We start from the raw sequence: 23,506 nt of genomic DNA on the forward strand, positions 1-23,506 counted from the left end.
CGGCACATCCCGCTGAGCCACCCGTCGATGATCGACGGGTGGCTCAGCCGCGTGCGATGTGACGGGCCGAGACCGGCGCTCCCGCCGGCGCCAACTCCATCCAGGCGAACCGGCCACGGTGCACCGACAGTTCGGCGGTCCGCAAACCCTCATCTGGCGCACCTGTCGGGTCGAGGAGGCCCGCGAACAGCGATATGCCCGGGTTGTGGGCAATCAACAGGGCGGTCCGGGCCGCTGCGTCGACCGTACGCACCAGCGCCAACAACTCCTCCGGGTGGGCGTCGTACGCGCCGGGCTCGTAACGAACAGTTGGCCGCGGACCGGCCGGGCCACCCTCCGGTGGCGTGCCGGTCATCCCCATCGCCACCCCGTGCCAGGTCTGCCGGGTACGTCTCGCCGTCGAGCAGATCACCACGTCCGGCAGCAACCCGTGGTGCGCCAGCCAGGCACCCGCCGCTGCCGCGTCCGCCTCCCCACGGGCACTGAGTGGGCGCTCGGCATCATCTGCCGCGTCACTGCCCTGCTCGGCCTTCGCGTGCCGCAGCAACACCAGAGTCCGCATCTCGGAGTCAGCGTCCGTCATGCCCCCAGCTTGCCCGATTGGCGATCTCTGTGCCTGGGTAAGTCGATGGATGCCGCACCCCTACCGACGGCCGCGGCGCGTCGTACGCCAGGTTAGAGCCGAGGAGCGAGACATGGGCATTGGTGGCAGCATCTTCTTGATCGCGCTGGGCGCGATCCTCGCGTTCGCCGTGGACGCCGATCTGGGCTGGCTGAACCTGTCAGTGGTCGGCTGGGTGCTGATGCTGGCCGGTGTCGCCGGCCTGATCGCCACCCTCTACTTCTGGAACAGCCGCCGTCGCACAGTGGTCGCCGCACCGGTCCGCGAGGAGCGCGTGGTGGCTGACCGGGTCGTGCCGGTCCAGGACAACCAGGTTGTGCAGGAGTACCGCGAGGTGCGTCGGCCGGGCCGGCCGGTCTGATCCTCGCTCGCGAACTCCGGGGTCCCGCAGCGTCGCGGGGCCCCGGCTCGCGTATTGGCCCGGCGTCGCGGACGGTCCCGGGCTTCGTCGGCCCGGAAGGTCAGGCGAACAGCGCGAGGTAGATCGCGATGTGGTGGCAGAGCGCTGCCAGCAGCGTGCAGGCGTGGAAGAACTCGTGGTGACCGAAGACGGTCGGCCACGGATTGGGCCGGCGCAACGCGTAACAGACCGCGCCGGCGCTGTAGATCGCGCCACCGGCGATCAGCAAGACCAGTGCCGCGACGCCGCCACCGTGCAGGATCTCCGGCAGCATGGCCACCGCCACCCAGCCCAGCGCCAGGTATAGCGGCGCGGACACCCAGCGCGGCGCGTGCGGCCAGACCATCGTGACCGCAACGCCGGCCAGCGCACCACCCCAGACCAGGGCCAGCATCACGGTGGCCGGCCGGGGCGCGAGCAGCATCGTGCAGAGCGGTGTGTACGTGCCGGCGATGAACACGAAGATCATCGAATGGTCCATCCGGCGCATCACCTGGTAGCCGCGCTCCGACCACACCCGACGGTGGTAGAGCGCGCTGGTGCCGAAGAGCCCGCACACCGTGACGCTGTAGATCAGGCAGCTGACCAGGGGTGCCCACCCCGGGCGGGTGGCGGCGATCGAGTACAGCACGATGCCGCAGACCACGGCCACGAAGAAGGCGTACGTGTGTAGCCAGCCGCGCATCCGGGGCTTACCGATGTCGACCGGCTTCAGGCGAAGCGGGGCGGAAGTGCTCACACAGTCAGGCTACGGCACCGTAGGTTACCTGCAAGTAGTGGTGTGGGTGACGCGTGGCACCGTCGTCGCGAACTCCGTACCGGCACGACATCGGCGAGGATGAGCGGATGCGGATCCGACCCGTCGGGGCGCGAGCCCTGCTCATCGACTGCACCGCCCCGGCCGGCTCTTCCGACGCCGCGCTCGTGGAAGCGTGGCGGGCCGAGCTGTGGCGGCGTCGGGCCCAGGGTGACCTGGTCGCCGTCGAGATCGTCCCCGCGGCCAGCACGGTCCTGCTCGACGGCCTGCCCGACCCGGCCGGCACGGCCGAGCAGTTGGCCCGATGGGCGCCCGGCGTGACAGCGGTGGGCGTTGTCGGGGCCGGCGGCGGGGCGGGCGACAGTGCCGGTGCCGCGGCGGAGGTGGTCGTGCCTGTCGTCTTCGACGGGCCGGACCTGCCGGTGGTGGCCGAGCAGTGGGGCGTGGACGTGCCGACAGTGCTACGCCGGCTGACCGGCACCCGGTTCCGGGTCGCGTTCTGCGGCTTCGCCCCCGGGTTTCCCTACCTGACCGGGTTGCCCGACGAGTTGGCGTTGCCCCGGCTCGCCACCCCCCGCCCCCGGGTGCCGGCCGGGTCGGTCGCGCTGGCCGGCCCGTACGCGGGCATCTACCCGAGCGCGTCCCCCGGGGGATGGCTGTTGGTCGGCCGGACCGAGTTGGTCCTCTTCGACGTGCACGCCGATCCCCCGGCCCGACTCGGACCCGGCACCCAGGTCCGGATGGCGGCGGCATGACCCGTCCGGCCGCTGTCGAGGTGCTGCGCGCCGGCGCACTCACCACCGTGCAGGATCTGGGCCGGCCCGGTTGGGCACACCTGGGCGTACCCCGCTCCGGTGCCCTCGACCCGGCGGCGCTGCGGCTGGCCAACCGGCTGGTCGGAAACCCGGAGCACGCCGCGGGCCTGGAGGTCACCCTGTCCGGTTGCACGCTGCGGCTGACCCGGGCCACCACTGTGGCGGTCACCGGGGCCGAGGTGACGGTCCAGGCGGGCGATCGCCCCGGCGACACCGGACGGCCACTCACCGTGCCGGCCGGGACGGTGCTGCGGATCGGCCCGGCCCGTCAGGGCGTACGGAGTTGGTTGGCGGTGGCGGGTGGCATCGACGTGTCGCCGGTACTCGGCAGTCGGGCCACCGACACCCTCGCCGGGCTCGGGCCGGCTCCGCTGCGTGACGGCGACCGGCTGCCGCTCGGCGAGCCCCACGGCCCGCCCGCGCCGGTGGACCTGACCGTCACCGCCGCGCCGGCGTCGGAACTGCACCTGCTGCTGCATCCCGGCCCTCGGGAGGACTGGTTCACGCCGACCGCGTTCGACAGGCTGTTCGGCACCGCGTACACCGTCAGCCCGGTGAGCAACCGGGTCGGGGCGCGGCTCGCCGGCGCGGCGCTGCCCCGCGCGGTGGCCGGCGAACTGCCGAGCGAGGGCATCGTGCTCGGCGCGGTGCAGGTGCCGGCGGACGGACAGCCCCTGATCTTCCTCGCCGACCATCCGACCACCGGTGGATACCCCGTCATCGGGGTGGTCAGCGACGTGACAGCGCTCGCGCAGGCCCGGCCAGGTACTACCGTCAGATTCCATGGACCTCAACGCTGACCTGGGTGAGGGATTCGGCATCTGGCGGCTCGGCGACGACGAGGCGCTGCTGAGCCTCGTCACCTCCGCCAACGTCGCCTGCGGCTTCCACGGTGGCGACCCGTCCACCATGCGGCGGGTCTGCGAGGGCGCCGCGCGACGGGGGGTCGCGGTGGGCGCGCAGGTCGGCTACCGGGACCTGGCCGGCTTCGGTCGACGGCACATCGCGTACGACTTCGCCGAACTACGCGACGAGGTGACCTACCAACTGGGGGCGCTCGACGCGTTCTGCCGGCTGTTCGGCACCCGGGTCCGCTACCTCAAACCGCACGGCGCGCTCTACCACGCAGCCAGCACCAACGAATCCCAGGCGGCGGCGGTGGTCGCGGCGGTCACCGGTTACGACCCCGAGCTGCCGGTGCTCTGCCTACCCGGGTCGACGCTCGCCCAACTCGCTGTCGGCGCGGGCCTGCCGGTCGTCGCGGAGGCCTTCGCCGACCGTGCCTACCTGCCCAACGGGGCGCTGGTGCCGCGCGGCACACCCGGCGCGGTGATCACCGACCCGGAGCAGGTGGCGGAACGGGCGGCGCGGATGGCCACCGAACGGATCGTGGTGGCGGTTGACGGCACCGTCATCCCCTGCTCGGTCGACTCGATCTGCGTGCACGGCGACACCCCGGGCGCGGTCTCCGCCGCCGAGTTGGTCCGCGCCACCCTCATCGACGCCGACGTGTCCCTGGCACCGTTCGCGTGAGAGGAGGGGCCCGCACGGGCCCCTCCACACGTCAGGCGTCCAGGCCGCGGAGGACCAGCGGGAGTCGGGTCACCGCACCGTCGACGACCCGGACCGGTACGCCCCAGTCCTGCCGGGTCAGGTGGCACGCCGCGTGTTCGACGTCCGCGTCGCAGGTGGCCGCCTGGGCGGTCACCTGCAACACCCCGGCGGTGACCTCGCTGTTGAGCACCAGCCGACGGGACAGGTCGGTGCCCGTGCCCGCACCCTCCACCAGCAGCTCCGGCGGTGACGCGGAGACCACCAACCGGGTCGACGGCCCGAACGTCTCGTCCAGCTTCTGCCCCGGCGCGGGGGTGAAGACGATGTCCAGGGTGACCTCACCGGCCGCGACGTCGGTCGGCTTGCGCTCGGTGCGGTGCCGGGGGCCGTCGACAGTGCTGGCACCGGCCGCCGACAGGGCACCCGGGGCGAGCCGGGTCAGCCGGTGCGCGGCGGACTCCACCACCAGCACCTCGCCGGCCGGGGTGAGCACCAGGTCGCTCGGCTCGGCCAACCCGTCGGCGACTGTGGAGACCTGGTTGGTGGCCGGGTCGAAGCGACGAACCGCGCCGTTGTACGTGTCCGCGATCAGCACCGAGCCGTCCGGCAGGGCGCACACACCGAGCGGGTGTTGCAGTAGCGCCGACTCCGCCGGACCGTCCACGTGCCCGAAGTCGAACAGGCCCTGCCCGACGGCGGTGCCCAGCACACCGTTCTCGACGTACCGCAGAGCACTGGTCTCGCTGTCGGCGATCCACAGCCGCGCACCGTCGGCGGAGACGGAGAGCCCGGACGGCTGCGCCATCCACGCCTCGGCCAGTGGGCCGTCGCGCAGCGCCTCGACAGTGGTGCCGGCGTACATGCCGGCGGTCCGCTTGATCGGGTCGAACCACCACAGCTGGTGGATACCGGCCATCGCGATGATCAACTTGTCGTCGTACCAGGCCAGGTCCCACGGGGACGAGAGATCCACAGCGAGGGCGTCGTGGGCGTGGTCGTCGACCTCGGCACGCCACTGCCGGCCGCTGCCGGCCACGGTGACCACCTCGCCGGACTCCAGCCGCACACCGCGCAGCAGGTGGTTGACGGTGTCGGCCACCACCAGGTCGTAGCCGGCGACCTCGGCGACATGCGTGGGCAGCAGGCACACCCCCTGCGGCTCGGAGAACGTCGCCGCAGGAGCCAGCCCGTCGACCCGGCCCCGCTCGCCCGAGCCGATCCGACGCACCGGCGTCTCGCCGTCGGGAGCAACCTCGACAAGTGAGTGCCGGGCCGAGTCCGAGACCAGCAGGTTCCCGTTCGGCAGCAGCGCCGCCTTACCCGGGAAGCGCAGCGCCGTCTCCGGGGCCGGCGGCGGAACGTACGGGCCGTCGCCCCGGTGCAGGGTGCCCTTGGCCTCGTGGGTGGCGATCAGCTCGTCGATCAACCGGGCCAGCCCCTCGGCGTGACCCTCGCCCGCCATGGTGGCCACCACGTAACCCTCGGGGTCGATCACCGAGAGGGTCGGCCAGGCCCGGGCCGCGTACTGCTGCCACATGTCCATCTCGGGATCGTCGAGTACGGGGTGGTGCACCCCGTACCGCTCGACGGCCGCGACGAGGGCGTCCGCGTCCTTCTCGTGCTCGAACTTCGGCGAGTGCACACCGATCACGACGAGCACGTCGCCGTACTTCTCCTCAAGCGGGCGCAGTTCGTCGAGCACGTGCAGGCAGTTGATGCAGCAGAACGTCCAAAAGTCCGCGACCACGATCTTGCCGCGAAGGTCCTGCAAGGTCAGGTTCCGTCCGCCCGTGTTGAGCCACTGGCGGCCCCGCAGTTCGGGCGCACGTACACGCGCTGTCGTTCCCATGCCTGCCAGCCTGCCACGCCGCAGTCCCGACCGCCGTGACCCGGGCGACAGACCGCTGAGCAGTCCCCGCCCGCGCCGCCCTCGTCGCGCTCCCGACGCCTCGCGGCGTATTCACGGACCTCGACCGCGTCGGTCGGGGACGGGTTACGCCTGGCCATGGGCGTTGCGCCGCCGCGGCGGGTACGACGACGGCGGGGCCACGGTTGCCCGTGACCCCGCCGTCGGTGGAGTTACTTGGTGGCCGGCTTGAGGCAGAGCACCCTGTTGGTGCCGCTACCCGGCAACACCACGTGGGGCTGCGTCGGGTCGGCGCACTTCTCCTTGGCGTCCACCTTGGAGACGACAGTGAAGGAACCGGCCTCGCCGCAGGTTGCCGCCGATGCGCCACCCTGACCGGACTGCTTCACGCAGCTGCCGACCGCGGGGTCGAAGGCCGGGGTGTCTTCCTTGCCGACCTTCCCGAGGAGCAGCAGCAGGCCGAGCGGCACCGCCAGGATGAGCACCGCGGCGATCAATACCGCGGCCAGCACCCGACCGTTGCGTACCTTCGGCGCCGGTGCCTCCGTCTTGGGCTCCTCGGCGTCCGGCTTGAACGCGTCGAACCGGCCCTGATCCGACTTGCCGGGCTCCTGGCCCCAGGACGGCGCGGGCTGCTGCGGTGGCGGGAAGGCCGGCGGGAAGCTGCCGCCCGGTCCCGACTCGATCGGGGGCCCGCCGAAGCCGGGCCCGTTGGGGCCCGGTCCGCCGTAGTTCGTCGCACCGAACGTCGACGTGCCGCCGACCGCTGCGGTGCCGGCGGCGGACGATCCGGCGCCGCCGAACTGGTCGGCCGGCCGCTCGGCGCCGCCGTGCGGCCGGGTGCCGTTCATCGGCCGGTTGTTGCTGGGCGCGTCGACGAAGGAAGGCACACCGGGCGGGAACGCCGGCGGCGGTGCCGCAGCCTCACCGAACGCGTTCGGGGCGGGCTGCCGGTCGTCGAAGCGCGGCTCGGCAGCGGGCTCGCCGCCCCAGCCGGGGCTGATCTGCCGCTGCGGGTCGTTCTGCCAGTCAGGTGCGACCTGACGGGGGGAGTCGTTCTGCCACTCCGGTGCGACCTGCCGCTGGGCATCGTGCTGCCACTCCGGTGCCGACTGGCGGTCGGCAGCCGGGTCGGCCTGGAACGCCTCCGGCTCCGGCTCGTTCTCCGGCTCGGTTCGCGCCGGCCGACCGTACACCCGGGGTTGTGGTGTGGCAGTGCCGGTCGGGCGGATGGCCTGGTCGGTCGGGGGCATCACCCGGCTGGCCAGCGGCACCGAAGCGCTCGCCGTGGCCCGGGCCGCCGCGCTGGCTGCCGACTCGGCGTCCGACACCGGCACCACCGCGCGACCCGCTCCGGACTCCGGAGAGGTACGCGGTGCGGGCACCACCGCGGCATTGGCGGGGGCATCCTCGGCGCGGCCCCAACCGGCCGGGTCCGCCTCGTACTGCGCGGCGGCGTCCGGGGTCTCCCGCTCGGCGTACGCGGGCTGCTCAGGGATCGGTGCGAACTGGGCCTGGGGTGCGTAGTCGGTCGGCGGGGCAGCCGCCAGGCTGGCGCCCGGCACCCGTTGCTCCTGCGGCGGCAGCGGCACCGCGTTCGCCGGTGAGATGCCCGGCGCGGGCCCGGGTTGGTAGGCCGGCGCCTCGTCGCCCCGGTCCGCCTCCCAGCCGCCGCGGGCCTGCGCGGAGGCTTCCGCCTCGGCGCGACCCCACACCTCGCCGGGTGCCCACGGCTCGACCTCGGCCGGGCCATCCTTGCCGGGCACGCTGGCGCTGGCGCGGGAGGGCAGGGCGCTCTGCGCCGGGGGGGTCCACCCGACCTGCTCCGGCCGCTCGGCGGGCTGGTCCTGCGGCGGGAGCACCCAGTCGGGCTGCTGCGGACGGCTCTCGGCATCGCCCCAGACGGCCGGTTGCGCGGGCTGGTCCGGCTGTTGCTGGGCGGCCCAGCCACCGGAGCGGACCGGGTCGTCCTGACCGGGCCAGTTCGTCGCCGGTGCCGGCACCTGCGCCGCGCCACGGGCCGCGTTGGGCTGAGCGGCCTGACCCCACCCGGGGGCGGGCTGCTCGGCGGGTTCGGCGGACTGACCCCAGGCCGGCGGCGACTGCTCAGCCGGCGTCCACACTGGCTGGTCGTCGCGTCCCGCTGCGGTGGCGGGCCAGCCGCCGTTGCCTGATGACTCGTCCTGCGGAGCGCTGCCGGACCAGTTGGCGGCCGGCTGCGGCTCGGCCTGCTGGCCCTGGGCTCCGTGCCAGTCAGCGGCGGGCGGGTTGTTCTGCGCCGCACCACCCCAGCCACCGGCAGCGGCCGGATCTTCCTGGGCGGGCCAGGCGGTGGTGGCCGGCGGCACCTGCGCGGCGCCCCGCGCGGGCTGCTGGGCCTGCGCCCAGTCGGGCTGCTCGGCCGCGTTCGGGGTCCAGGAGGGGGCGGGCGTGCCCTGCTCAGCGGGCGTCCAGCCCTGCTGTTGGGGTGCGGCCCAGGCCGGCTGCGCCGGGGCTGGTGTGCCCTCGCTGCCGGGCCAGGTGCCGGGCTGCTGTTGCGGCGGCTCGCTCACGCCACCGCCGGCCGCCCACGCCGGCTGCGGCGGGTCGTTCGGCTGTGCGGTGGGGGCGGCGCCCCAGGCGGGTTGCGGCGGGTCGGTTGGCTGTGGGGCAGCGGCGGCGCCCCAGGCGGGTTGCGGCGGGTCGTTCGGCTGTGCGGTGGGGGCGGCGCCCCAGGCGGGCTGCGGCGGGTCGGTTGGCTGTGGGGCAGCGACGGCACCCCAGGCGGGGGCCGGCGGTTGCTCGGACTGGGTCGCCCATGCCGGCGTCGACGCGTCGGGCCGCGCCGGTGGCGGGGGTGCCCAGCCCAGGTCGGGGCCGGCGGCGTTGTGGCCGTTGTCCGGCTGCGCCGGGCGGTCGCCGTACGGCGCCGGTCCGCCGGCGCCCGGTGACACCTCGTCCGGCTCATGGCCGGTGCGGTGCGGGCCCTCGGACGTCATGGGTGCGCCTCCTCCATCACATGTCGGCTCGCCGGTGCCGATCGGTCTCCTCGGCATGGCTGCCGGCGTCACCGGCGTACCGCTGTGCCGGCTCCCCGCACGGTATCGGGTGGTGGCACGGCACGTCCAAGGAGCACCGGTCGTCACTCCGCGTGGCCGGTCGGTGTCGAGCAGCTTCGGACTGCTCGGCCTCTGCCGGGTCGGCGGGCGGCGACCGAAGCCCACCGTACCGGGCGCTGCGGCAGGGCGGAATCCCGGTGGCGGGTGGCCGGGAACGCCGATGGCCCACCCGGTGGGCCGGGTGGGCCATCGATCTGGAGGAGGTGCGGAATGTCGTGGAGCGTCAGCTCATGTGACGCTGGGCGATGACGAGGAGTTCCTCGCGAACTGCCGGCGTGTTCGCCGAGCGCAGCGCGTGCTCGATGGCACGGGCGCGGCGGGTGGCGTCGCGGTGGTTGCGGATTCGCTCGATCATGCTCATTGGTGGGTCCCCCTAGCTATTCGGTTGTCAGCCCCTGATGCATCTATTCAACAGCAGAACCCCGCCAACTTCCATCGATTATTAGGTGAGCTGAGACACCTGCCTAACAATCAAAGGTCAACGGGCTGTCTGGCCGATGCTTTCGTCGCCTCAACGACACGGCCGGTGTGCCGGGCGTTAACCCGTGGCACACCGGCCGTGGCTGGCGTATCGACGATCAGGTCCAGGCGAGCAGCGCCGCCTCCGGATCCGCCAGGAAGTCACCGACGTCGCGGAGGAACTTCGAGCCCAACTCACCGTCGATGATCCGGTGGTCGAAGCTCAGCCCCAGCGTGGTGACCTGACGCACCTTGACCTTGCCCTTGTGCACCCAGGGCATCTCCCGTACCGCGCCGAAGGCCAGGATCGCGGACTCACCAGGCGGCAGGATCGGCGTGCCGGTGTCCACGCCGAACACACCGACGTTGGTGATGGTCAGGGTGCCGCCGGACATGGCCGCTGGCGAGGTGCGGCCGGACTTCGCCGTCTGCACCAGGTCGGTGAGCGCGTCCGCCAGCTCCCGCAACGAGAGTCGGCCGGCGTCCTTGACGTTCGGCACGATCAGACCGCGCTCGGTGGCCGCCGCGATGCCGAGGTTGACGTACTCCTTCACCACGATCTCGTCGCCGGCCCACGTCGAGTTGACCATCGGGTGCCGCTTGACCGCCAGCAGCACCGCCTTCGCCACCAGCAGCAGCGGCGAGACCCGCACCTCGCGCCACTCCCGCCGACCCCGCAGGCGCTCAAGTGCCTTCATCGCCCGGGTCACGTCGACGGTCAGGAACTCCGTCACGTGCGGTGCGGTGAACGCCGAGCGGGACATGTTCTCGGCGGTGAGCTTGCGGACCCCCTTGACCGGGATGCGTTGCTCCCGGTCGGCGCCGAAGCTCGCGGCGCTCGTCGCCACCGGCGTGACGGTGACCGGCTCGGCGGCCGGGGCCACCCCACTGGCCGCCTGCTGCACGTCCTCCCGGGTGATCGAGCCCAGCGGCCCCGACCCGGTGAGCGTGCGCAGGTCCACGCCAAGATCCTTGGCAAGCTTCCGCACCGGAGGCTTGGCAAGCACAACCCCGTCGCGCCCAAGGCTCACCCCATCGCGCCCAAGGCTCACCCCATCGCGCCCAAGGCTCACCCCATCGCGCCCAAGGCTCACCCCATCGCGTCGATCATGGACTTGTGGTGCCGGAATTGCAGGGGTAGTAGCGGGTTTGTCCCCCACCACAAGTCCATGATCGACGGCGGCGGGGGTGGGGGCGGGGGCGGGGGGCACGGGGACAGGGGTGGGGGTGGGGGTGGGGGTGGGGGGCGCGTTTTTGCGGGGGCGGCGTTTTGCGGCGGTGGTGCGGGGGCCGTAGCCGACTAGCACCGCAGTGCGGCCGCCCGGGGCGGCGCCACCGATCAGGCCCGGCTCCACCATGCCCTCGGCCGGCGCCACCTCCACCGCCGCCAGCGAAGCCGCCGACGGGGTGGGCAGGTCACCGCTGGGCGTGGCAGTGGTCGACGGTGCCGCCAACGGGCCGGCACCGGGGTCGGTGTCGATCGCGATGATCGGCGTACCGACCTCGACAGTGGTGCCCTCCGGGTGGTGGATCGCCTGCACCTGCCCGGCCCACTTCGCCGGGATCTCCACCGCCGCCTTGGCCGTCTCCACCTCGACGATCGGCTGGTTCAGCTCGATGGTGTCGCCGACCTTGACCAGCCAGGCCAGGATCTCGCCCTCGGTCAGGCCCTCGCCCAGGTCGGGCAGGTTGAACGTCTTGATCCGGGACATGTCGCTCACCAGCCGAAGGTGCGGTCGACGGCGTCGAGCACCCGGTCGAGGTCGGGCAGGTATTCCTCTTCCACCCGGGCTGCCGGGTAGGGGGTGTCGAAGCCGGTGACCCGCAGCACGGGCGACTCAAGCGAGTAGAAGCACTCCTCGGTGATCCGGGCGGCCAGCTCGGCGCCGAGGCCGATGTTGGACGGCGCCTCGTGCACCACTACCGCGCGGCCGGTGCGCTTCACCGACTCGTACGCCGCCGCCAGATCCAGCGGGGAGAGCGAACGCAGGTCGATGACCTCCAGCTCCCGGCCGTCCTCCGCGGCGGCGGTCGCCGCCTCCAGGCAGGTGCGCACCATCGGCCCGTAGGCCAGCACCGTCACGTCGGTGCCGGGCCGCACCACGCGGGCCGAGTGCAGGGGGTACGCCTCGGACAGCGGCGCGTCCAGGTCGACCTGCCCCTTCTCCCAGTAGCGCCGCTTGGGCTCCAGGAAGACGATCGGGTCGTCCGAGGCGACCGCCTGCTGGATCATCACGTACGCGTCCTGCGGGTTGGCGCAGGTCACCACCTTCAGGCCAGCCGTGTGCGCGAAGTACGCCTCGGGCGACTCGGAGTGGTGCTCGACAGCGCCGATGCCACCGCCGTACGGGATCCGGATCACCATCGGGATGCTGAGCTTGCCGCCCGAGCGGTAGTGCATCTTCGCCACCTGCGACACGATCTGGTCGTACGCGGGGTAGACGAAGCCGTCGAACTGGATCTCGCAGATCGGCCGGTAGCCGCGGATGGCCAGACCGACGGCGGTGCCGATGATGCCGGACTCGGCAAGCGGGGTGTCGATCACCCGCTGGTCGCCGAAGTCCTTCTGGAGCCCGTCGGTGATCCGGAAGACGCCGCCGAGCTTGCCGACGTCCTCGCCCATGATGATGACCTTGGAGTCGTTCTCCAGGGCGCGGCGCAGGCCGGTGTTGAGGGCCTTGCCGATGGTGAGCGTCTCAGTGGCCATCAGTGGGCGCTCCCCTCGAAGGACTCCATGTAGCGGCTGAACTGCGCACGTTGCTTGTCGAGCAGTGGAGAACCGTTCGGGTAGACGTGGTCGAACATCGTCACCGGCTCGGGGTTGGGCATGTCGAGCACCCGCTCACGCAGATGCACCGACTCCCGGCGCGCCTGTTCGTCGACCTCGGCGAAGAAGGCCGCGTCGGCGATCTGCTGCTTCTCCAGGAAGGCCTTGACCCGGGCGATCGGGTCCTTGGCCTGCCACGCCTCGACCTCGCTGGCGATCCGGTAGCGGGTCGGGTCGTCGGAGGTGGTGTGCGCACCCATCCGGTAGGTGTACGCCTCGATCAGGCTCGGGCCCTGCCCGTGGCGGGCGTTGTCAAGCGCCGTGCGGGTGACCGCGTACGAGGCCAGCACGTCGTTGCCGTCCACGCGTACGCCGGGGAAGCCGAAGCCGGCGGCCCGCTGGTAGAGCGGAACCCGGGTCTGCCGCTCGAGCGGCTCGGAGATCGCGTACTGGTTGTTCTGGCAGAAGAACACGAGCGGGGCGTTGAACACGCTCGCCCAGACGAACGCCTCGTTCACGTCGCCCTGGCTGGTGGCCCCGTCGCCGAAGTAGGCGATGACCGCCTCGCCGTCGTCGGTGCCGGTCTTGCCGTCCATGGTGATGCCCATGGCGTATCCGGTCGCGTGCAGGGTCTGCGCGCCGATGACGATCGTGTACATGTTGAACTTGAACTCGTTCGGGTCCCAACCGCCCTGGTCGACACCGCGGAACAGGCCGAGCGGCATGATCGGGTCGATGCCCCGGCAGTAGAGGACGCCGTGCTCCCGGTAGGTCGGGAAGGCCATGTCCTGCGTTCGTAGCGCCCGTCCCGAACCAACCTGGGCGGCCTCCTGGCCGAGCAGGCTGGCCCAGAGGCCCAGCTCGCCCTGGCGCTGGAGAGCGGTCGCCTCGGCGTCCAGCTTGCGGACCAGCACCAGATCGCGGTAGAGGCCGCGGTATTCCTCGTCGGTGAAGTCGACGCGGTATTCGGTGCCGTCCGGCCCGGTGACGCTGTCGATCCGCTCGCCGTCGGGGGTGAGCAACTGCACCAGCTCGGGATCGCCGGCCGTGCCCTTCTTGGAGCGGGGTGCCGCCCGCCTGCTGCGGGTGGTGCCCCCGGGGTCGCCCTTTGCCATCGGTCTCTCCCTGTCGTGTCTGCGTCGGCACCGGGGGGTCACCCGGCCACGCAACTCGTGCGCCTGCCCGGCTCTTGCCGGACCGGTTCCTGGCGGCCGCGCCTAGCCCCGGTGGGGGTTGCCGCACGGCATGAGCCGGGTTCTGGCCGAACCCGGATCGGGAGCGCCGGCGCCGGGCCGCGCCTGCCGCGAGGGTGCGCGGAGGTCACGGCTGCGTTGCCGTCGTGCTCCATATTCGCAGAGCAGGTGAGCGCGCCCACAGTACGCCCGCCCCGGATTCCGACCACCCACCCTTTACTGCTGTTTGTCGCCCTCCTGCCGGCCTGCCGTTCCGAGACGTTCCGGCGATGATTCGTCACGGTTCGGTCAGGCCGGCGTGTCGACACGCGGTGGAGGTTGGCTGACGGAGGGTAACTGGGCCAGGCTGATTCCTGCGCGATCACGTTTATCGGGTTATATGCCGGATTTGTGGCTCATGGCGACGAGCCCGGCGACGGGGGGCGGCCAGGCGTTCGCACGGCGTCCATCCGTGTCCTGCGGCGGCCGACGACAAGGGGTGTGCGGTGCACGAGCCAGCTGACGGTCCAGGCCCACCAGCACTCGGCCGGCATCGGTCGACCGGTGGCTACCGCCGAATGGTCGGCGTCCACCGCGCCCCGGGAGCGGGCGGCCCGTCCCGGGGCTATCTGCTCACCGTCGCGCTGCTCGCCGGCACCGCGTCGATGCCCATCCTCGCCGCGATCAGCGCGGGCTCGGCCACCCCGGGCAGCACCGCGCTGCCCGACAGCAGCACCCCGTTCATCCCGACCCCGTCGGTGGGACCGGTGGTCATCCCGATGCCGATGACCAGCCAGCCGGCGCTCCCGCCACCGGGCACACCAAGCGTCGACCCGGCCAGTGGCTGGCTGCCCGCTCCCCGGCGTACCGCGGAGAGACCCGGCTCGGAGCCCGTGACCGGCCAGGCCCCCGGCCGGTCGACGACCTACCCGCCACTGGCACCGAAGCCCACCCGCGAGACCTGGCCCGCCGTCCCCCCGCCCGGCCCGCCAGCGCCGACGACCGGCACACCGGCCGACCCGGACCCGACCGGCCCGGCGGATCCCGACCCGACCGACTCGGCGGATCCCGACCCGACCGGCCCAGCGGATCCCGACCCGACCGACTCGGCGGATCCCGACCCGACCGGCCCAGCGGATCCCGACCCGACCGACTCGGCGGCTCCCGACCCGACCCCGACCGTGACGATGGAGCCGACGCCGTCCACGGACCCGACGCCCACGATTGATCCGACGCCGACGGACGTCCCCACCGCGACCGCGGTGCCGACCAGGGCGCCGTCAGCGCCGGCCACCACCCCCGGGCCACCCGCCGTCCCTGCCACACCGACAAGCCGGCCCGGCCCGGCGGTTCCGTCGCCCACTGACGTTCGGTCGACGCCCCCGGTCAGCCGCTCGCCGGTGGCCTGACCAACGCACCCCACGCTCCGCGTCGCGACGGTACGGTGACCCTCAGGCGTGACCCGGCGGTGGGCACGTACCGGAGGGGGTGGCGTGGGCGGCGGTGCGAGATTCCGCCCGGTCACCACCCGACCCGGCCCGGGGTTGCGGTTCGCCCGGCTGGTCACCGAGGTGAGCGCGCCGGCCGTAATCGTGTCGCTGCTGATCGTCACAGTGAGCTGGCACAGCGCCCGCCGCCCTGGTCAGGGCCTGATCTGGGGTCTGCTCGCCACGCTCTTCGTCATCGGCATTCCGTTCGCCTACGTCGTCGGCGGGGTACGCCGAGGCCGCCTCACCGACCACCATGTCGGCAGGCGCGAGCAGCGCCGCGCGCCGCTGCTGGTCGGCCTCGCCTCGGTGACGGCAGGGCTCGCCCTGCTCGTCGTGCTCGACGCGCCCCGCCCGGTGCTGGCGCTGGCCGTGGCCGGGCTGGTCGGTCTCGTGGTCACCGTGTCGGTGAGCCACTGGTGGAAGATGTCGGTCCACGTAGCGGTGGCCACCGGCACCCTGGTCATCCTGATGCTGACCTTCGGCACCCGGCTGGTCGTCGCCGCGCCGCTGCTGGTGTTGGTCGGCTGGTCCAGGGTGCGGCTCAGGGACCACACGGTGCCGCAGGTGCTCGCGGGTGGCGTCCTCGGCGGGCTGATCGCCGCTGTGGTCTTCGGCGCGCTGCGCTGACCGGCAGCCTGCCCCCGACCGAGCCCCGTCACCGGGCGCGGACCCGGGACGGGCGGCATGCCACCCGCCCCGGAAGACCGTCAGGCGCCGTCGTCGGCGAGGCGGTGCCGGTTCGCCTCGATCCAGGCGTCCAACGCGGCCGGATCGTCCGGGTCCACCCCGTCGGCCATCAGCTGCGCCACCGCGGCGGTCGCCGGACTGCGCCGCTCACCTGTCGAGTAGAGGCGTGCGAACTCCGGCACCATCTCCTCGATCGCCTCGTCGGTGCGCGTCGCCGCCGCCTCCGGCAGCCCACGCTGGCGTGACGCGTACCGTGCCCAGCCGCGCAGCACCCGGGGCAGCATCGCCGCGTCGTCCATGTCCAGCACCGCCCGGCGGTGCACCCAGTCGAGCAGGAACAGCCCGGACACCGCCGGGCTCCAGCGCATCGGGTCGCCGTCCGGGAAGCTCGCCGAATGGTCAAGCACCAGGCTCAGGCAGAAGTGCAGTGAGGCCAACTCCGCGCCGTCGACGGCGTCCAGCCCGAAGCGGGCGGCCTCCGGCGCGGCGAGGAACCGCCGGACCAGGTCGGTGCGCTCAGCCGCGGACAGCGGCTCGACAGCCGCCGGGCCGGTCGGATCGGCAGCGGTGGGCAGCAGCGCCAGCCGGGCACCGACAAGCGCCCGGTCGGTGGCGAGGGAACCCTCGCCGGGCAACTCACTCAGGTCGTCGGTCACCGCGAGGTGGCGGGCCACCTCGCCACGGAGTCGGGCCGGACTCTCGGTCCGGAACCAGGTCAACTCGTCGTCGGCGCACATCTGCCGGACCTGGTCCAGGATCCGTTCCGCCGGCCCGCCGACGAAGATGTCCTTGGTGATCCCGATGTTGTGGTCCACCAGGGCCACCAACGCGTGTTCGGTGCCACCCGACGCGTCGTCGTACGCGAAGGTGGCGAGATAGGAGGTCTGGTCGCCGTACACGTCGCCGTACGCCCAGGTGCCGGTGAGGTGCACCCGGCCGAGCTGCCCGGACCAGGCGGGTGCCTGGCTGCCCGGACGGACCCGTTCGGTGCCCGCGGCGTCCGGAACGAGCGAGGCGAAGACCTGCCGGATGGTGGTGGCCGCAGCGATCCGTCGGCGGGCGGTGGCGGCGAGGAACCCGGTGACGAACTCCCGTACGGCGGTGTCGCGGTCGGTCTCCGCGATGGCGTAGACACTGCCCAGCAGCGCGCTGCCGAGCATCTCGGCGTCGAGGGCGGACTCCAGCTTGGTCACGTCGCGTGCGGCGTGCAGCACCGCGTCGTAGGGGGTCTCAGGCGTGGCCATGCTCCGACCCTACGCCGCCCGGGGCCGATGGAGAGCGGTAGCGAGCCGGGCGGGGCGTTCAGCGGCGGGCGGCGTCCCGCAGCGCGTCGCGCGCCTGCGCGTACGAGTCCAGCACGGTCCGCACCGGTGTCAGCACGTACTCCTCGCCGACCACCGCGACCTTTGCCGTCAGCCGCTGCTCGGCACGGGCCCGGGCCCGCCGGGCAGCCCAGCGCACCACCGGCCGGGTCAGCGCCGCCACCAGCAGCCCGGCCAGCAGCCCGCCGAGCAGCAGCAGGGTGGGCAGCGGCACCTGACCGACAGTCGGGTTGTCAAGCGCCGGCAGGCCCAGGGCTCGCAGTGCGTACCCGAGCACCAGCCAGCCGAGCCCGACCACGGCGGCGAGGGTGACGAGCCACTGCACCCCGCCGACGACCCGCCACCACAGCGGTCGCCGGTCCAGGCCGAGGTCGGTGCCGGCGATCGTGCGGTCCAGCGCGTCCGGCAGGTCACCGAGGCGGGACCGGGCGGCCGAGGTTACCGCGCCGGGCCAGGCGGCGGGCAGGTCGGCGGCGGCCCGGTCGGCCACCGCGCGGACGGCGAGGCCCACCGCCGAGCGCTGGGCGGCCGATGGTGCCGGCACCGAGGTGGCCGCGACCAGGCTCTCCGCCGGGGCGTCGCGGTCGCCGCCCGGGCCGGGCAGGTGCAGCCGGCGCAGCGGGTCGGGTCGCAACCGCCGCCAACCCCGGACCACGGGCCAGCCGGTGGCAGCGCCGGCCCGATGCCGGTACGCCTGCTCCACCGCCACGGTGACGGTGGGCACCCCGGCCGCCCCGGCCAGCGCCCGGTTGAGCCCGTCGACGGTGGAGCTGTCCGGTCCGGCCGAGGGGTTGGCCGAGCCGATCAACTCGGTCAGTCCGGCGACAACCGTGTCGACGTCACCAGCGAGTCGGCGCAGCGCGGCCTGCCGCTCGGCGACGGTCCGCTCCAGCGCGCCGCGCAGCCCGACCATGCCGGCCGGGTCGATGGCGGTGGTGGACAGCAGCGGCACACCGGTCAGCCCGTCCGCGTCGAGCAGCCGGCGCAGGTCGCCCAGGACCCGGGGCAGCTCGGCCGGGGGCAGCCGGTCGGCCTGGTTGAGCACGACCACAGTGACGTCGCGGTGCCTCTGGAACTCGCGCAGGTAGCTGTCGTGGATGACCCGGTCGGCGTACTTCTGCGGGTCGACCACCCAGACCACCTGGTCGACAAGGCCGAGGAGCCGGTCCACCTCCAGGCGGTGCGAGCGCTGCACCGAGTCGAAGTCGGGCAGGTCGAGCAGGACCAGCCCGTGCAGCGCCGACTCGTCGTCCGCGTCCAGGGCACTCTCCCGGACAAAGCGGTGTCGGGGCAGCACGCCGATCCAGTCGAGCAACTGGTTGGCGCCAGCCAACGGCCCCCACACGCAGGCGTGGGTGACGCCGGTGGTCGGCCGGCGGACCCCCACCGGCGAGAGCTCCAGTTGGGCCAACGCGTTGAAGAGGCTGGACTTGCCACTGCCGGTGGCACCGGCCAACGCGACAACCGTGTGATCCCGGGACAGGGCCAGCCGCGTGCCGGCCCGCTCGACCAGGGTGTGCGCCGGCACCAGTTCGGCGTCGGGCAGCAGGCCGTCCACAGCGGTCAACAGGCGCCGGACCGCGTCGAGTCGGGCGATCAGCGCGTCGGCGTCCACCCGCTGCTCACCGCGGAACGCCTCGCGTACCCGACCGGTGATGTTGCTCACCGGTTGCCCTCCTCGTCGCCGGCCGGTCGGGTGTCGCCGCCGGCGGACAGGCCGCTGCGGTGCCGGGCCAGCTCGACCCGGCCGGCGGCCCGGCGCAGCCCGTCGCCGGCGTCCGCGGCGGGGCGGGCGTCGGCGGTGCGGCTGAGGAACCGGTCGGCCTCCGCGTCGAGCAGGGTCCGCACCCGGGCCAGCAGGTCGGTGCGGGCCTTGGCGGCCAGGGTACGCACCGCCTGGTCACCGAAGATCGCCTGGAGCACGGCCTGCGCGGCGACAGTGGTGCCGGCCCCGGTGGCAAGCTCCAGCCCGGTCGGGATGAACGCGGTGGAGGCGAAGACGGCGATCATCACGGCCAACCCGGTGGCGTTCACCGCGTACGCGGCGGTGCGGGCCACGAACCGCTTGTCGCCGCCCTCGACCCGGACCAGCTCCAACACGCCGCGCTGCCAGTCCCGGACCATCCGTTCGGCGCGCTCGGGCAGGTCGTCGCTCGGGTGGGCGAGCGCCGGATCGAGCAGCCCTCGGCCCGCCGGGTGCGCCTGCCAGGCCGTGTACGCCGACTCGGCGGCCTCCGAGGCCACCCCGCGCAGCAGGGTGATCAGTTGCGACTCGATGGCGTTGCGCAGCTCGACGGCGGGCGCCGGCCGACCGGAGACAGCGGCGACGACCCGGTCCCGGAGGCGGCCGATCCGTGCCTCGAGTGTGCGGAAGAACTCCCCGGTGCCGACGAACTCCTGCCAGCGGGCGAGCACCTCGCCCCGAAGTAGTCGACCGTCCTGGAGCCCCTGCTCGGTGGTTCGCTCGGCACCCCGGTACGCGGCGCGGACCCGGTCGTCCAGCCCGTCGGCGGCGGTGACCTGCTCGTCGGCGGCGTCGGCCAGCTCCTCGACGGCGGGGTGGAGCGCGGCCAGCGCCCCGTCCAGCGTCTGGCGGACCACGGCCGCCCGAGCGTCCGCGTCGGCGGCCAGTCGGGCGAACCAGTCGGCGAGTGCCGCGGTCGTGCCCTCGGGCAGCAGCCCCTGCCCGTCGACCCAGGTCTCCGGCAGCACGAACAGCGGCGCCCGGCCGAGATCCTGTGCGGCGAGCATTTCAGCCAGGTGCGCGGCGATCTCGTCGGTGGCCTCGGCGGGCACCCGGTCCAGCACCATGGCGATCACCGCGCCGCGCGCCCGGGCGCTGCGCAGCAACTCCCAGGGCACCGCGTCGGCGTATCGGGCGGCGGTGGTGACGAAGAGCCAGAGGTCTGCGGCGGCCAGCAGTTGGGTGGCGAGCGCCCGGTTGGCGTCGACCACCGAGTCGATGTCGGGCGCGTCGAGGAAGGCCAGCCCGGCGGGTAGTGCGGGGGCGGTGACGAGGTGTAGGGCGCGGGGGTCGTCGCTCGGCTCGGTGGTGCGGGTCAGGCCGGGCAGCAGGTCGCCCTGGCGGAACCACGCCGCGTCGGACGGGTTGCAGACAAGCACCGGGGAGCGGGTGGTCGGCCGGAGCACGCCGGCGGCGCTGACCCGGGCCTTGACCAGGCTGTTGACGAGCGTCGACTTGCCCGCCCCGGTGGAGCCGCCGACCACCACGAGAAGGGGGGCGTCCAGCCGGGCGAGCCGGGGTAGCAGGTAGTCGTCGAGCTGGTCGGTGAGGGCGGTGGCGGTGTGCCGGGCGGGGCCGGCGGAGGGCAGTGCGAGGGGGTACCGGGTCGCACCGATCGCCTCCCGGAGGCCCGACAGGGCGCCGGGGAGGCTGTCGTCCCCGGTGGTGGCGGGCGGCTCCTCCGCGGCGTCCGGCGGACCGGTGCGGGCTGCGACGGCGGGCGCGCCGGAACGGGTGGCGGAATCGCCGTGCGTCGTCACCGCTAAAGCGTGCCCGACCGATGCAAGGGAAGACAACCAGACGGTAGTAACGGCTGGGTTGCGTCGGGTCGACTCAACTCGACTTGACGATTCGCCAACGCGTGGCACTATTGAGTCAAGTTCACTCAACTTGTGGTGTGGCCCGCTGCCGGCGGTGCCCGCCAGCAGTCACGGGCAACCCCCGTCATCTGCACAACCTTACGAAGCGAGGAAGCGAAGATGGCACGTGCGGTCGGTATCGACCTCGGCACGACGAACTCCTGCGTCAGCGTTCTCGAGGGCGGTGAGCCCACCGTCATCGCCAACGCGGAGGGCTCGCGGACGACCCCGTCGATCGTCGCGTTCGCCCGCAACGGCGAGGTGCTCGTCGGTGAGGTCGCCAAGCGCCAGGCGGTGACCAACCCGGATCGGACGATCCGGTCGGTCAAGCGCGAGGTCGGCACGAACTGGTCCGTCGACATCGACGGCAAGAAGTACACCCCGCAGGAGATCTCGGCCCGGACGCTGATGAAGCTCAAGCGGGACGCGGAGGCGTACCTGGGCGAGCAGATCACCGACGCGGTGATCACCGTCCCGGCCTACTTCAACGACAGTCAGCGTCAGGCCACCAAGGAAGCTGGCGAGATCGCCGGCTTCAACGTGCTGCGGATCGTCAACGAGCCGACCGCGGCCGCACTGGCGTACGGGCTGGACAAGGGCTCCAAGGAGCAGACCGTCCTGGTCTTCGACCTCGGCGGCGGCACCTTCGACGTGTCGCTGCTCGAGCTGGCCGAGGGCGTCATCGAGGTCAAGTCGACGAGCGGTGACAACCACCTCGGTGGCGACGACTGGGACCAGCGGATCATCGACCACCTGGTCAAGACGTTCCGCGGTGAGCACGGCATCGACCTCGGTCAGGACAAGATGGCCCTCCAGCGCCTCCGTGAGGCCGCCGAGAAGGCCAAGATCGAGCTGTCCGCCGCCACCACCACCAACATCAACCTGCCGTACATCACTGCCGGCGCGGCCGGCCCGCTGCACCTCGACGTGACGCTCAGCCGCGCCGAGTTCCAGCGGATGACGCAGGACCTGCTGGACCGCTGCAAGGGCCCGTTCGAGCAGGCCGTGAAGGACGCCGGGATCAAGATCTCCGACGTCGAGCACGTCATCCTGGTCGGCGGTTCGACCCGGATGCCCGCCGTGACCGACCTGGTCAAGCAGCTCACCGGTCGTGACCCGAACAAGGGCGTCAACCCGGACGAGGTCGTCGCCGTCGGCGCCGCCCTGCAGGCCGGTGTGCTCAAGGGTGAGGTCAAGGACGTCCTGCTGCTCGACGTGACCCCGCTGAGCCTGGGCATCGAGACCAAGGGCGGCATCTTCACCAAGCTGATCGAGCGCAACACCACCATCCCGACCAAGCGCTCCGAGGTCTTCACCACGGCGGACGACAACCAGCCGTCGGTGCTGATCCAGGTCTTCCAGGGTGAGCGGGAGATCGCGGCCTACAACAAGAAGCTCGGCACCTTCGAGCTGACCGGCCTGCCGCCGGCGCCGCGCGGTGTGCCGCAGATCGAGGTCGCCTTCGACATCGACGCCAACGGCATCGTCAACGTGCACGCCAAGGACCTGGGCACCGGCAAGGAACAGAAGATGACGATCACCGGCGGCTCGTCGCTGCCGAAGGACGACATCGAGCGGATGCGCCGGGACGCCGAGGAGCACGCGGAGGAGGACAAGCGCCGCCGCGACGACGCCGAGACCCGCAACGTGGCCGAGGCGCTCCAGTGGCAGACCGAGAAGTTCCTCGCCGAGAGCGGTGACAAGCTGCCCACCGAAAACCGGGAGCAGCTCAACGAGGCGCTCGGCGAGCTGCGCGGCGCCCTCGGCGGCCAGGACATCGAGAAGATCAAGTCCGCGCACGAGAAGCTGGCGCAGGTCTCCCAGCAGGCCGGCTCGCTGCTCTACTCGCAGCAGGACGAGCAGGGTCAGCAGCCGGGTGGCGAGGCCGGCCCGGGTGCGACCGGCGCACAGCCCGGCCCGCAGTCCGGCGGCGCCGACGACGTGGTCGACGCGGAAATCGTGGACGAGGACGGCAAGAAGTGACAGTCGGCCTCCGACACGTGTCCACGGCGAAGGGGATGAGGTAGCCGCATGACGCAGAAGCCACGAGCCGCCGACCCGGGCGACACCGGGTCGACGCCGGGTGGCTCCGCGCCCACGGAGCCGACCAGCGGCGACGAGGAGCGGGTGGTCATCCGCAACAAGCGCAAGCTCGTCGACACGGCGGAGCCGGAGGGCACCGCCGCCGACGCGGAAACCGGTGTGCCGGCCGAGGGTCTGGTCGAGGACGCCGAGGTCGTGGTCGACGAGATCGAGGTCGAGGTCAACTCCACAGACGGTCCGGAGCCGTCCGGTCCGCCGGTGGTGGACGCCCCGGCGCAGCCGGTGGACGGCGGCGGCACGGGCACCTCGCTCGGTGCCGAACTGGAGGCGCTCCGGGCCGAGTTGGACGAGCGGACCAGGGACGTGCAGCGGGTGTCGGCGGAGTACGCCAACTACCGCAAGCGGGTCGACCGCGACCGCAACCTGGTGCAGGAGCAGGCGACCGGTTCGGTGCTGGCCGCACTGCTGCCGATCCTCGACGACCTGGACCGGGCTCGGGAACACGGCGACCTGGTCGGACCGTTCGGCACGGTGGCGGAACAGCTCACCACCGCGCTCGGCAAGTTCGGCCTGAACGCCTTCGGCGAACAGGGCGACCCGTTCGACCCGACCCGCCACGAGGCGGTCGCGCACCAGACCTCGGCCGAGGTCACCGAGCCGACCTGCGTGCAGGTCATGCGGCGCGGCTACCAGCTCGGTGAGCGGCTGTTGCGCCCCGCGCTGGTAGCGGTCGCGGATCCGGAATAGTGCGAAGCAGTGACCGGGCCGTGGCCCCCCCCCCCCCCCGGGGGGGGGGGGGGCGGGAACGCCGACGGCGAGAAGGGGGGGTGCGGGGAGTTTGTATTCAATT

General features: G+C 72.8%; 19 protein-coding genes. 8 read left to right on the forward strand and 11 right to left on the reverse strand.

What is annotated here, in order from left to right; genetic code table 11:
- Positions 1-43 precede the first annotated feature (43 nt).
- Positions 44-583 (reverse strand): histidine phosphatase family protein, encoded by a 540-nt coding sequence (locus AB0B85_RS29705; protein WP_357412399.1) that lies wholly within the window; start codon positions 581-583, stop codon positions 44-46.
- 112 nt (positions 584-695) lie between these two features.
- On the opposite strand from AB0B85_RS29705, the gene AB0B85_RS29710 reads away from it, so the two are divergent.
- Positions 696-983: a DUF6458 family protein gene (locus AB0B85_RS29710; protein ID WP_357412401.1), complete on the forward strand. Its 288-nt coding sequence runs from the start codon at positions 696-698 to the stop codon at positions 981-983.
- Between the two features lie 100 nt (positions 984-1,083).
- Here AB0B85_RS29710 and AB0B85_RS29715 read toward each other — a convergent pair whose 3' ends face one another.
- Positions 1,084-1,761, reverse strand: coding sequence for a hemolysin III family protein (locus tag AB0B85_RS29715; RefSeq protein ID WP_357412403.1), 678 nt, complete (start codon positions 1,759-1,761; stop codon positions 1,084-1,086).
- 107 nt (positions 1,762-1,868) lie between these two features.
- On the opposite strand from AB0B85_RS29715, the gene AB0B85_RS29720 reads away from it, so the two are divergent.
- The 3 genes from AB0B85_RS29720 to AB0B85_RS29730 are packed head-to-tail and all read left to right on the forward strand — an operon-like array spanning position 1,869 to position 4,127.
- Complete coding sequence (locus AB0B85_RS29720; protein ID WP_357412405.1) at positions 1,869-2,534, forward strand: carboxyltransferase domain-containing protein; 666 nt, start codon at positions 1,869-1,871, stop codon at positions 2,532-2,534.
- Positions 2,531-3,394, forward strand: coding sequence for a biotin-dependent carboxyltransferase family protein (locus tag AB0B85_RS29725; protein WP_357412407.1), 864 nt, complete (start codon positions 2,531-2,533; stop codon positions 3,392-3,394). Before AB0B85_RS29720 ends, AB0B85_RS29725 begins: the two co-directional genes overlap by 4 nt.
- Entirely contained in the window at positions 3,378-4,127 is a 750-nt protein-coding gene (locus AB0B85_RS29730) for a 5-oxoprolinase subunit PxpA (RefSeq protein WP_357412409.1), read from the forward strand. The genes AB0B85_RS29725 and AB0B85_RS29730 overlap by 17 nt, the downstream gene beginning before the upstream one ends.
- 31 nt (positions 4,128-4,158) lie before the next feature.
- Here the strand turns inward: AB0B85_RS29730 and AB0B85_RS29735 are convergent, their stop codons facing one another.
- The 6 genes from AB0B85_RS29735 to pdhA all read right to left on the reverse strand — a co-directional run bounded on the left by AB0B85_RS29735 (position 4,159) and on the right by pdhA (position 13,454).
- The gene (locus tag AB0B85_RS29735) at positions 4,159-5,997 is read right to left on the reverse strand and encodes an NHL domain-containing thioredoxin family protein (protein WP_357412411.1); all 1,839 of its coding nucleotides are present in this window, start codon (positions 5,995-5,997) and stop codon (positions 4,159-4,161) included.
- Between the two features lie 230 nt (positions 5,998-6,227).
- The gene (locus AB0B85_RS29740; RefSeq protein WP_357412413.1) at positions 6,228-8,993 is read right to left on the reverse strand and encodes a hypothetical protein; all 2,766 of its coding nucleotides are present in this window, start codon (positions 8,991-8,993) and stop codon (positions 6,228-6,230) included.
- 343 nt (positions 8,994-9,336) lie between these two features.
- On the reverse strand, positions 9,337-9,474 hold the full coding sequence (locus AB0B85_RS29745; protein ID WP_357243345.1) for a hypothetical protein: 138 nt from the start codon (positions 9,472-9,474) through the stop codon (positions 9,337-9,339).
- A gap of 217 nt (positions 9,475-9,691) precedes the next feature.
- Positions 9,692-11,284, reverse strand: coding sequence for a dihydrolipoamide acetyltransferase family protein (locus tag AB0B85_RS29750; RefSeq protein ID WP_357412443.1), 1,593 nt, complete (start codon positions 11,282-11,284; stop codon positions 9,692-9,694).
- Positions 11,285-11,289: 5 nt separating this feature from the next.
- Complete coding sequence (locus tag AB0B85_RS29755; protein WP_357412415.1) at positions 11,290-12,279, reverse strand: alpha-ketoacid dehydrogenase subunit beta; 990 nt, start codon at positions 12,277-12,279, stop codon at positions 11,290-11,292.
- A complete protein-coding gene (gene pdhA / locus AB0B85_RS29760) occupies positions 12,279-13,454 on the reverse strand; it encodes a pyruvate dehydrogenase (acetyl-transferring) E1 component subunit alpha (RefSeq protein ID WP_357412417.1) in 1,176 nt (391 codons plus the stop codon). Before pdhA ends, AB0B85_RS29755 begins: the two co-directional genes overlap by 1 nt.
- 635 nt (positions 13,455-14,089) lie before the next feature.
- Here pdhA and AB0B85_RS29765 point away from each other — a divergent pair.
- Both AB0B85_RS29765 and AB0B85_RS29770 read left to right on the forward strand, forming a co-directional pair.
- Positions 14,090-14,920, forward strand: coding sequence for a hypothetical protein (locus AB0B85_RS29765; RefSeq protein ID WP_357412419.1), 831 nt, complete (start codon positions 14,090-14,092; stop codon positions 14,918-14,920).
- Positions 14,921-15,004: 84 nt separating this feature from the next.
- Complete coding sequence (locus AB0B85_RS29770; RefSeq protein WP_357412421.1) at positions 15,005-15,628, forward strand: phosphatase PAP2 family protein; 624 nt, start codon at positions 15,005-15,007, stop codon at positions 15,626-15,628.
- 80 nt (positions 15,629-15,708) lie between these two features.
- Here the strand turns inward: AB0B85_RS29770 and AB0B85_RS29775 are convergent, their stop codons facing one another.
- The 3 genes from AB0B85_RS29775 to AB0B85_RS29785 are packed head-to-tail and all read right to left on the reverse strand — an operon-like array spanning position 15,709 to position 20,514.
- Positions 15,709-16,932 (reverse strand): hypothetical protein, encoded by a 1,224-nt coding sequence (locus tag AB0B85_RS29775; RefSeq protein ID WP_357412423.1) that lies wholly within the window; start codon positions 16,930-16,932, stop codon positions 15,709-15,711.
- Between the two features lie 58 nt (positions 16,933-16,990).
- Complete coding sequence (locus AB0B85_RS29780) at positions 16,991-18,676, reverse strand: GTPase (protein WP_357412425.1); 1,686 nt, start codon at positions 18,674-18,676, stop codon at positions 16,991-16,993.
- Positions 18,673-20,514, reverse strand: coding sequence for an ABC transporter (locus AB0B85_RS29785; RefSeq protein WP_357412427.1), 1,842 nt, complete (start codon positions 20,512-20,514; stop codon positions 18,673-18,675). The genes AB0B85_RS29780 and AB0B85_RS29785 overlap by 4 nt, the downstream gene beginning before the upstream one ends.
- Before the next feature lie 219 nt (positions 20,515-20,733).
- Here AB0B85_RS29785 and dnaK point away from each other — a divergent pair, with 219 nt between their 5' ends.
- On the forward strand, positions 20,734-22,596 hold the full coding sequence (gene dnaK / locus AB0B85_RS29790) for a molecular chaperone DnaK (protein WP_357412429.1): 1,863 nt from the start codon (positions 20,734-20,736) through the stop codon (positions 22,594-22,596).
- A gap of 48 nt (positions 22,597-22,644) precedes the next feature.
- Positions 22,645-23,403 (forward strand): nucleotide exchange factor GrpE, encoded by a 759-nt coding sequence (grpE, locus tag AB0B85_RS29795; protein WP_357412431.1) that lies wholly within the window; start codon positions 22,645-22,647, stop codon positions 23,401-23,403.
- Positions 23,404-23,506: the final 103 nt, after the last annotated feature.

It is taken from the genome of Micromonospora sp. NPDC049044 (assembly GCF_040649215.1).
In the GTDB taxonomy this organism is placed as follows: Bacteria; Actinomycetota; Actinomycetes; order Mycobacteriales; family Micromonosporaceae; genus Micromonospora.

Coding starts and splice junctions, on each gene's coding strand:
- AB0B85_RS29705 (WP_357412399.1), bottom strand. CDS start 583: ATGACGGACGCTGACTCCGAGATGCGGACTCTGGTGTTGCTGCGGCAC.
- AB0B85_RS29710 (WP_357412401.1), top strand. CDS start 696: ATGGGCATTGGTGGCAGCATCTTCTTGATCGCGCTGGGCGCGATCCTC.
- AB0B85_RS29720 (WP_357412405.1), top strand. CDS start 1,869: ATGCGGATCCGACCCGTCGGGGCGCGAGCCCTGCTCATCGACTGCACC.
- AB0B85_RS29725 (WP_357412407.1), top strand. CDS start 2,531: ATGACCCGTCCGGCCGCTGTCGAGGTGCTGCGCGCCGGCGCACTCACC.
- AB0B85_RS29730 (WP_357412409.1), top strand. CDS start 3,378: ATGGACCTCAACGCTGACCTGGGTGAGGGATTCGGCATCTGGCGGCTC.
- AB0B85_RS29735 (WP_357412411.1), bottom strand. CDS start 5,997: ATGGGAACGACAGCGCGTGTACGTGCGCCCGAACTGCGGGGCCGCCAG.
- AB0B85_RS29740 (WP_357412413.1), bottom strand. CDS start 8,993: ATGACGTCCGAGGGCCCGCACCGCACCGGCCATGAGCCGGACGAGGTG.
- AB0B85_RS29745 (WP_357243345.1), bottom strand. CDS start 9,474: ATGAGCATGATCGAGCGAATCCGCAACCACCGCGACGCCACCCGCCGC.
- AB0B85_RS29750 (WP_357412443.1), bottom strand. CDS start 11,284: ATGTCCCGGATCAAGACGTTCAACCTGCCCGACCTGGGCGAGGGCCTG.
- AB0B85_RS29755 (WP_357412415.1), bottom strand. CDS start 12,279: ATGGCCACTGAGACGCTCACCATCGGCAAGGCCCTCAACACCGGCCTG.
- pdhA (WP_357412417.1), bottom strand. CDS start 13,454: ATGGCAAAGGGCGACCCCGGGGGCACCACCCGCAGCAGGCGGGCGGCA.
- AB0B85_RS29765 (WP_357412419.1), top strand. CDS start 14,090: ATGGTCGGCGTCCACCGCGCCCCGGGAGCGGGCGGCCCGTCCCGGGGC.
- AB0B85_RS29775 (WP_357412423.1), bottom strand. CDS start 16,932: ATGGCCACGCCTGAGACCCCCTACGACGCGGTGCTGCACGCCGCACGC.
- dnaK (WP_357412429.1), top strand. CDS start 20,734: ATGGCACGTGCGGTCGGTATCGACCTCGGCACGACGAACTCCTGCGTC.
- grpE (WP_357412431.1), top strand. CDS start 22,645: ATGACGCAGAAGCCACGAGCCGCCGACCCGGGCGACACCGGGTCGACG.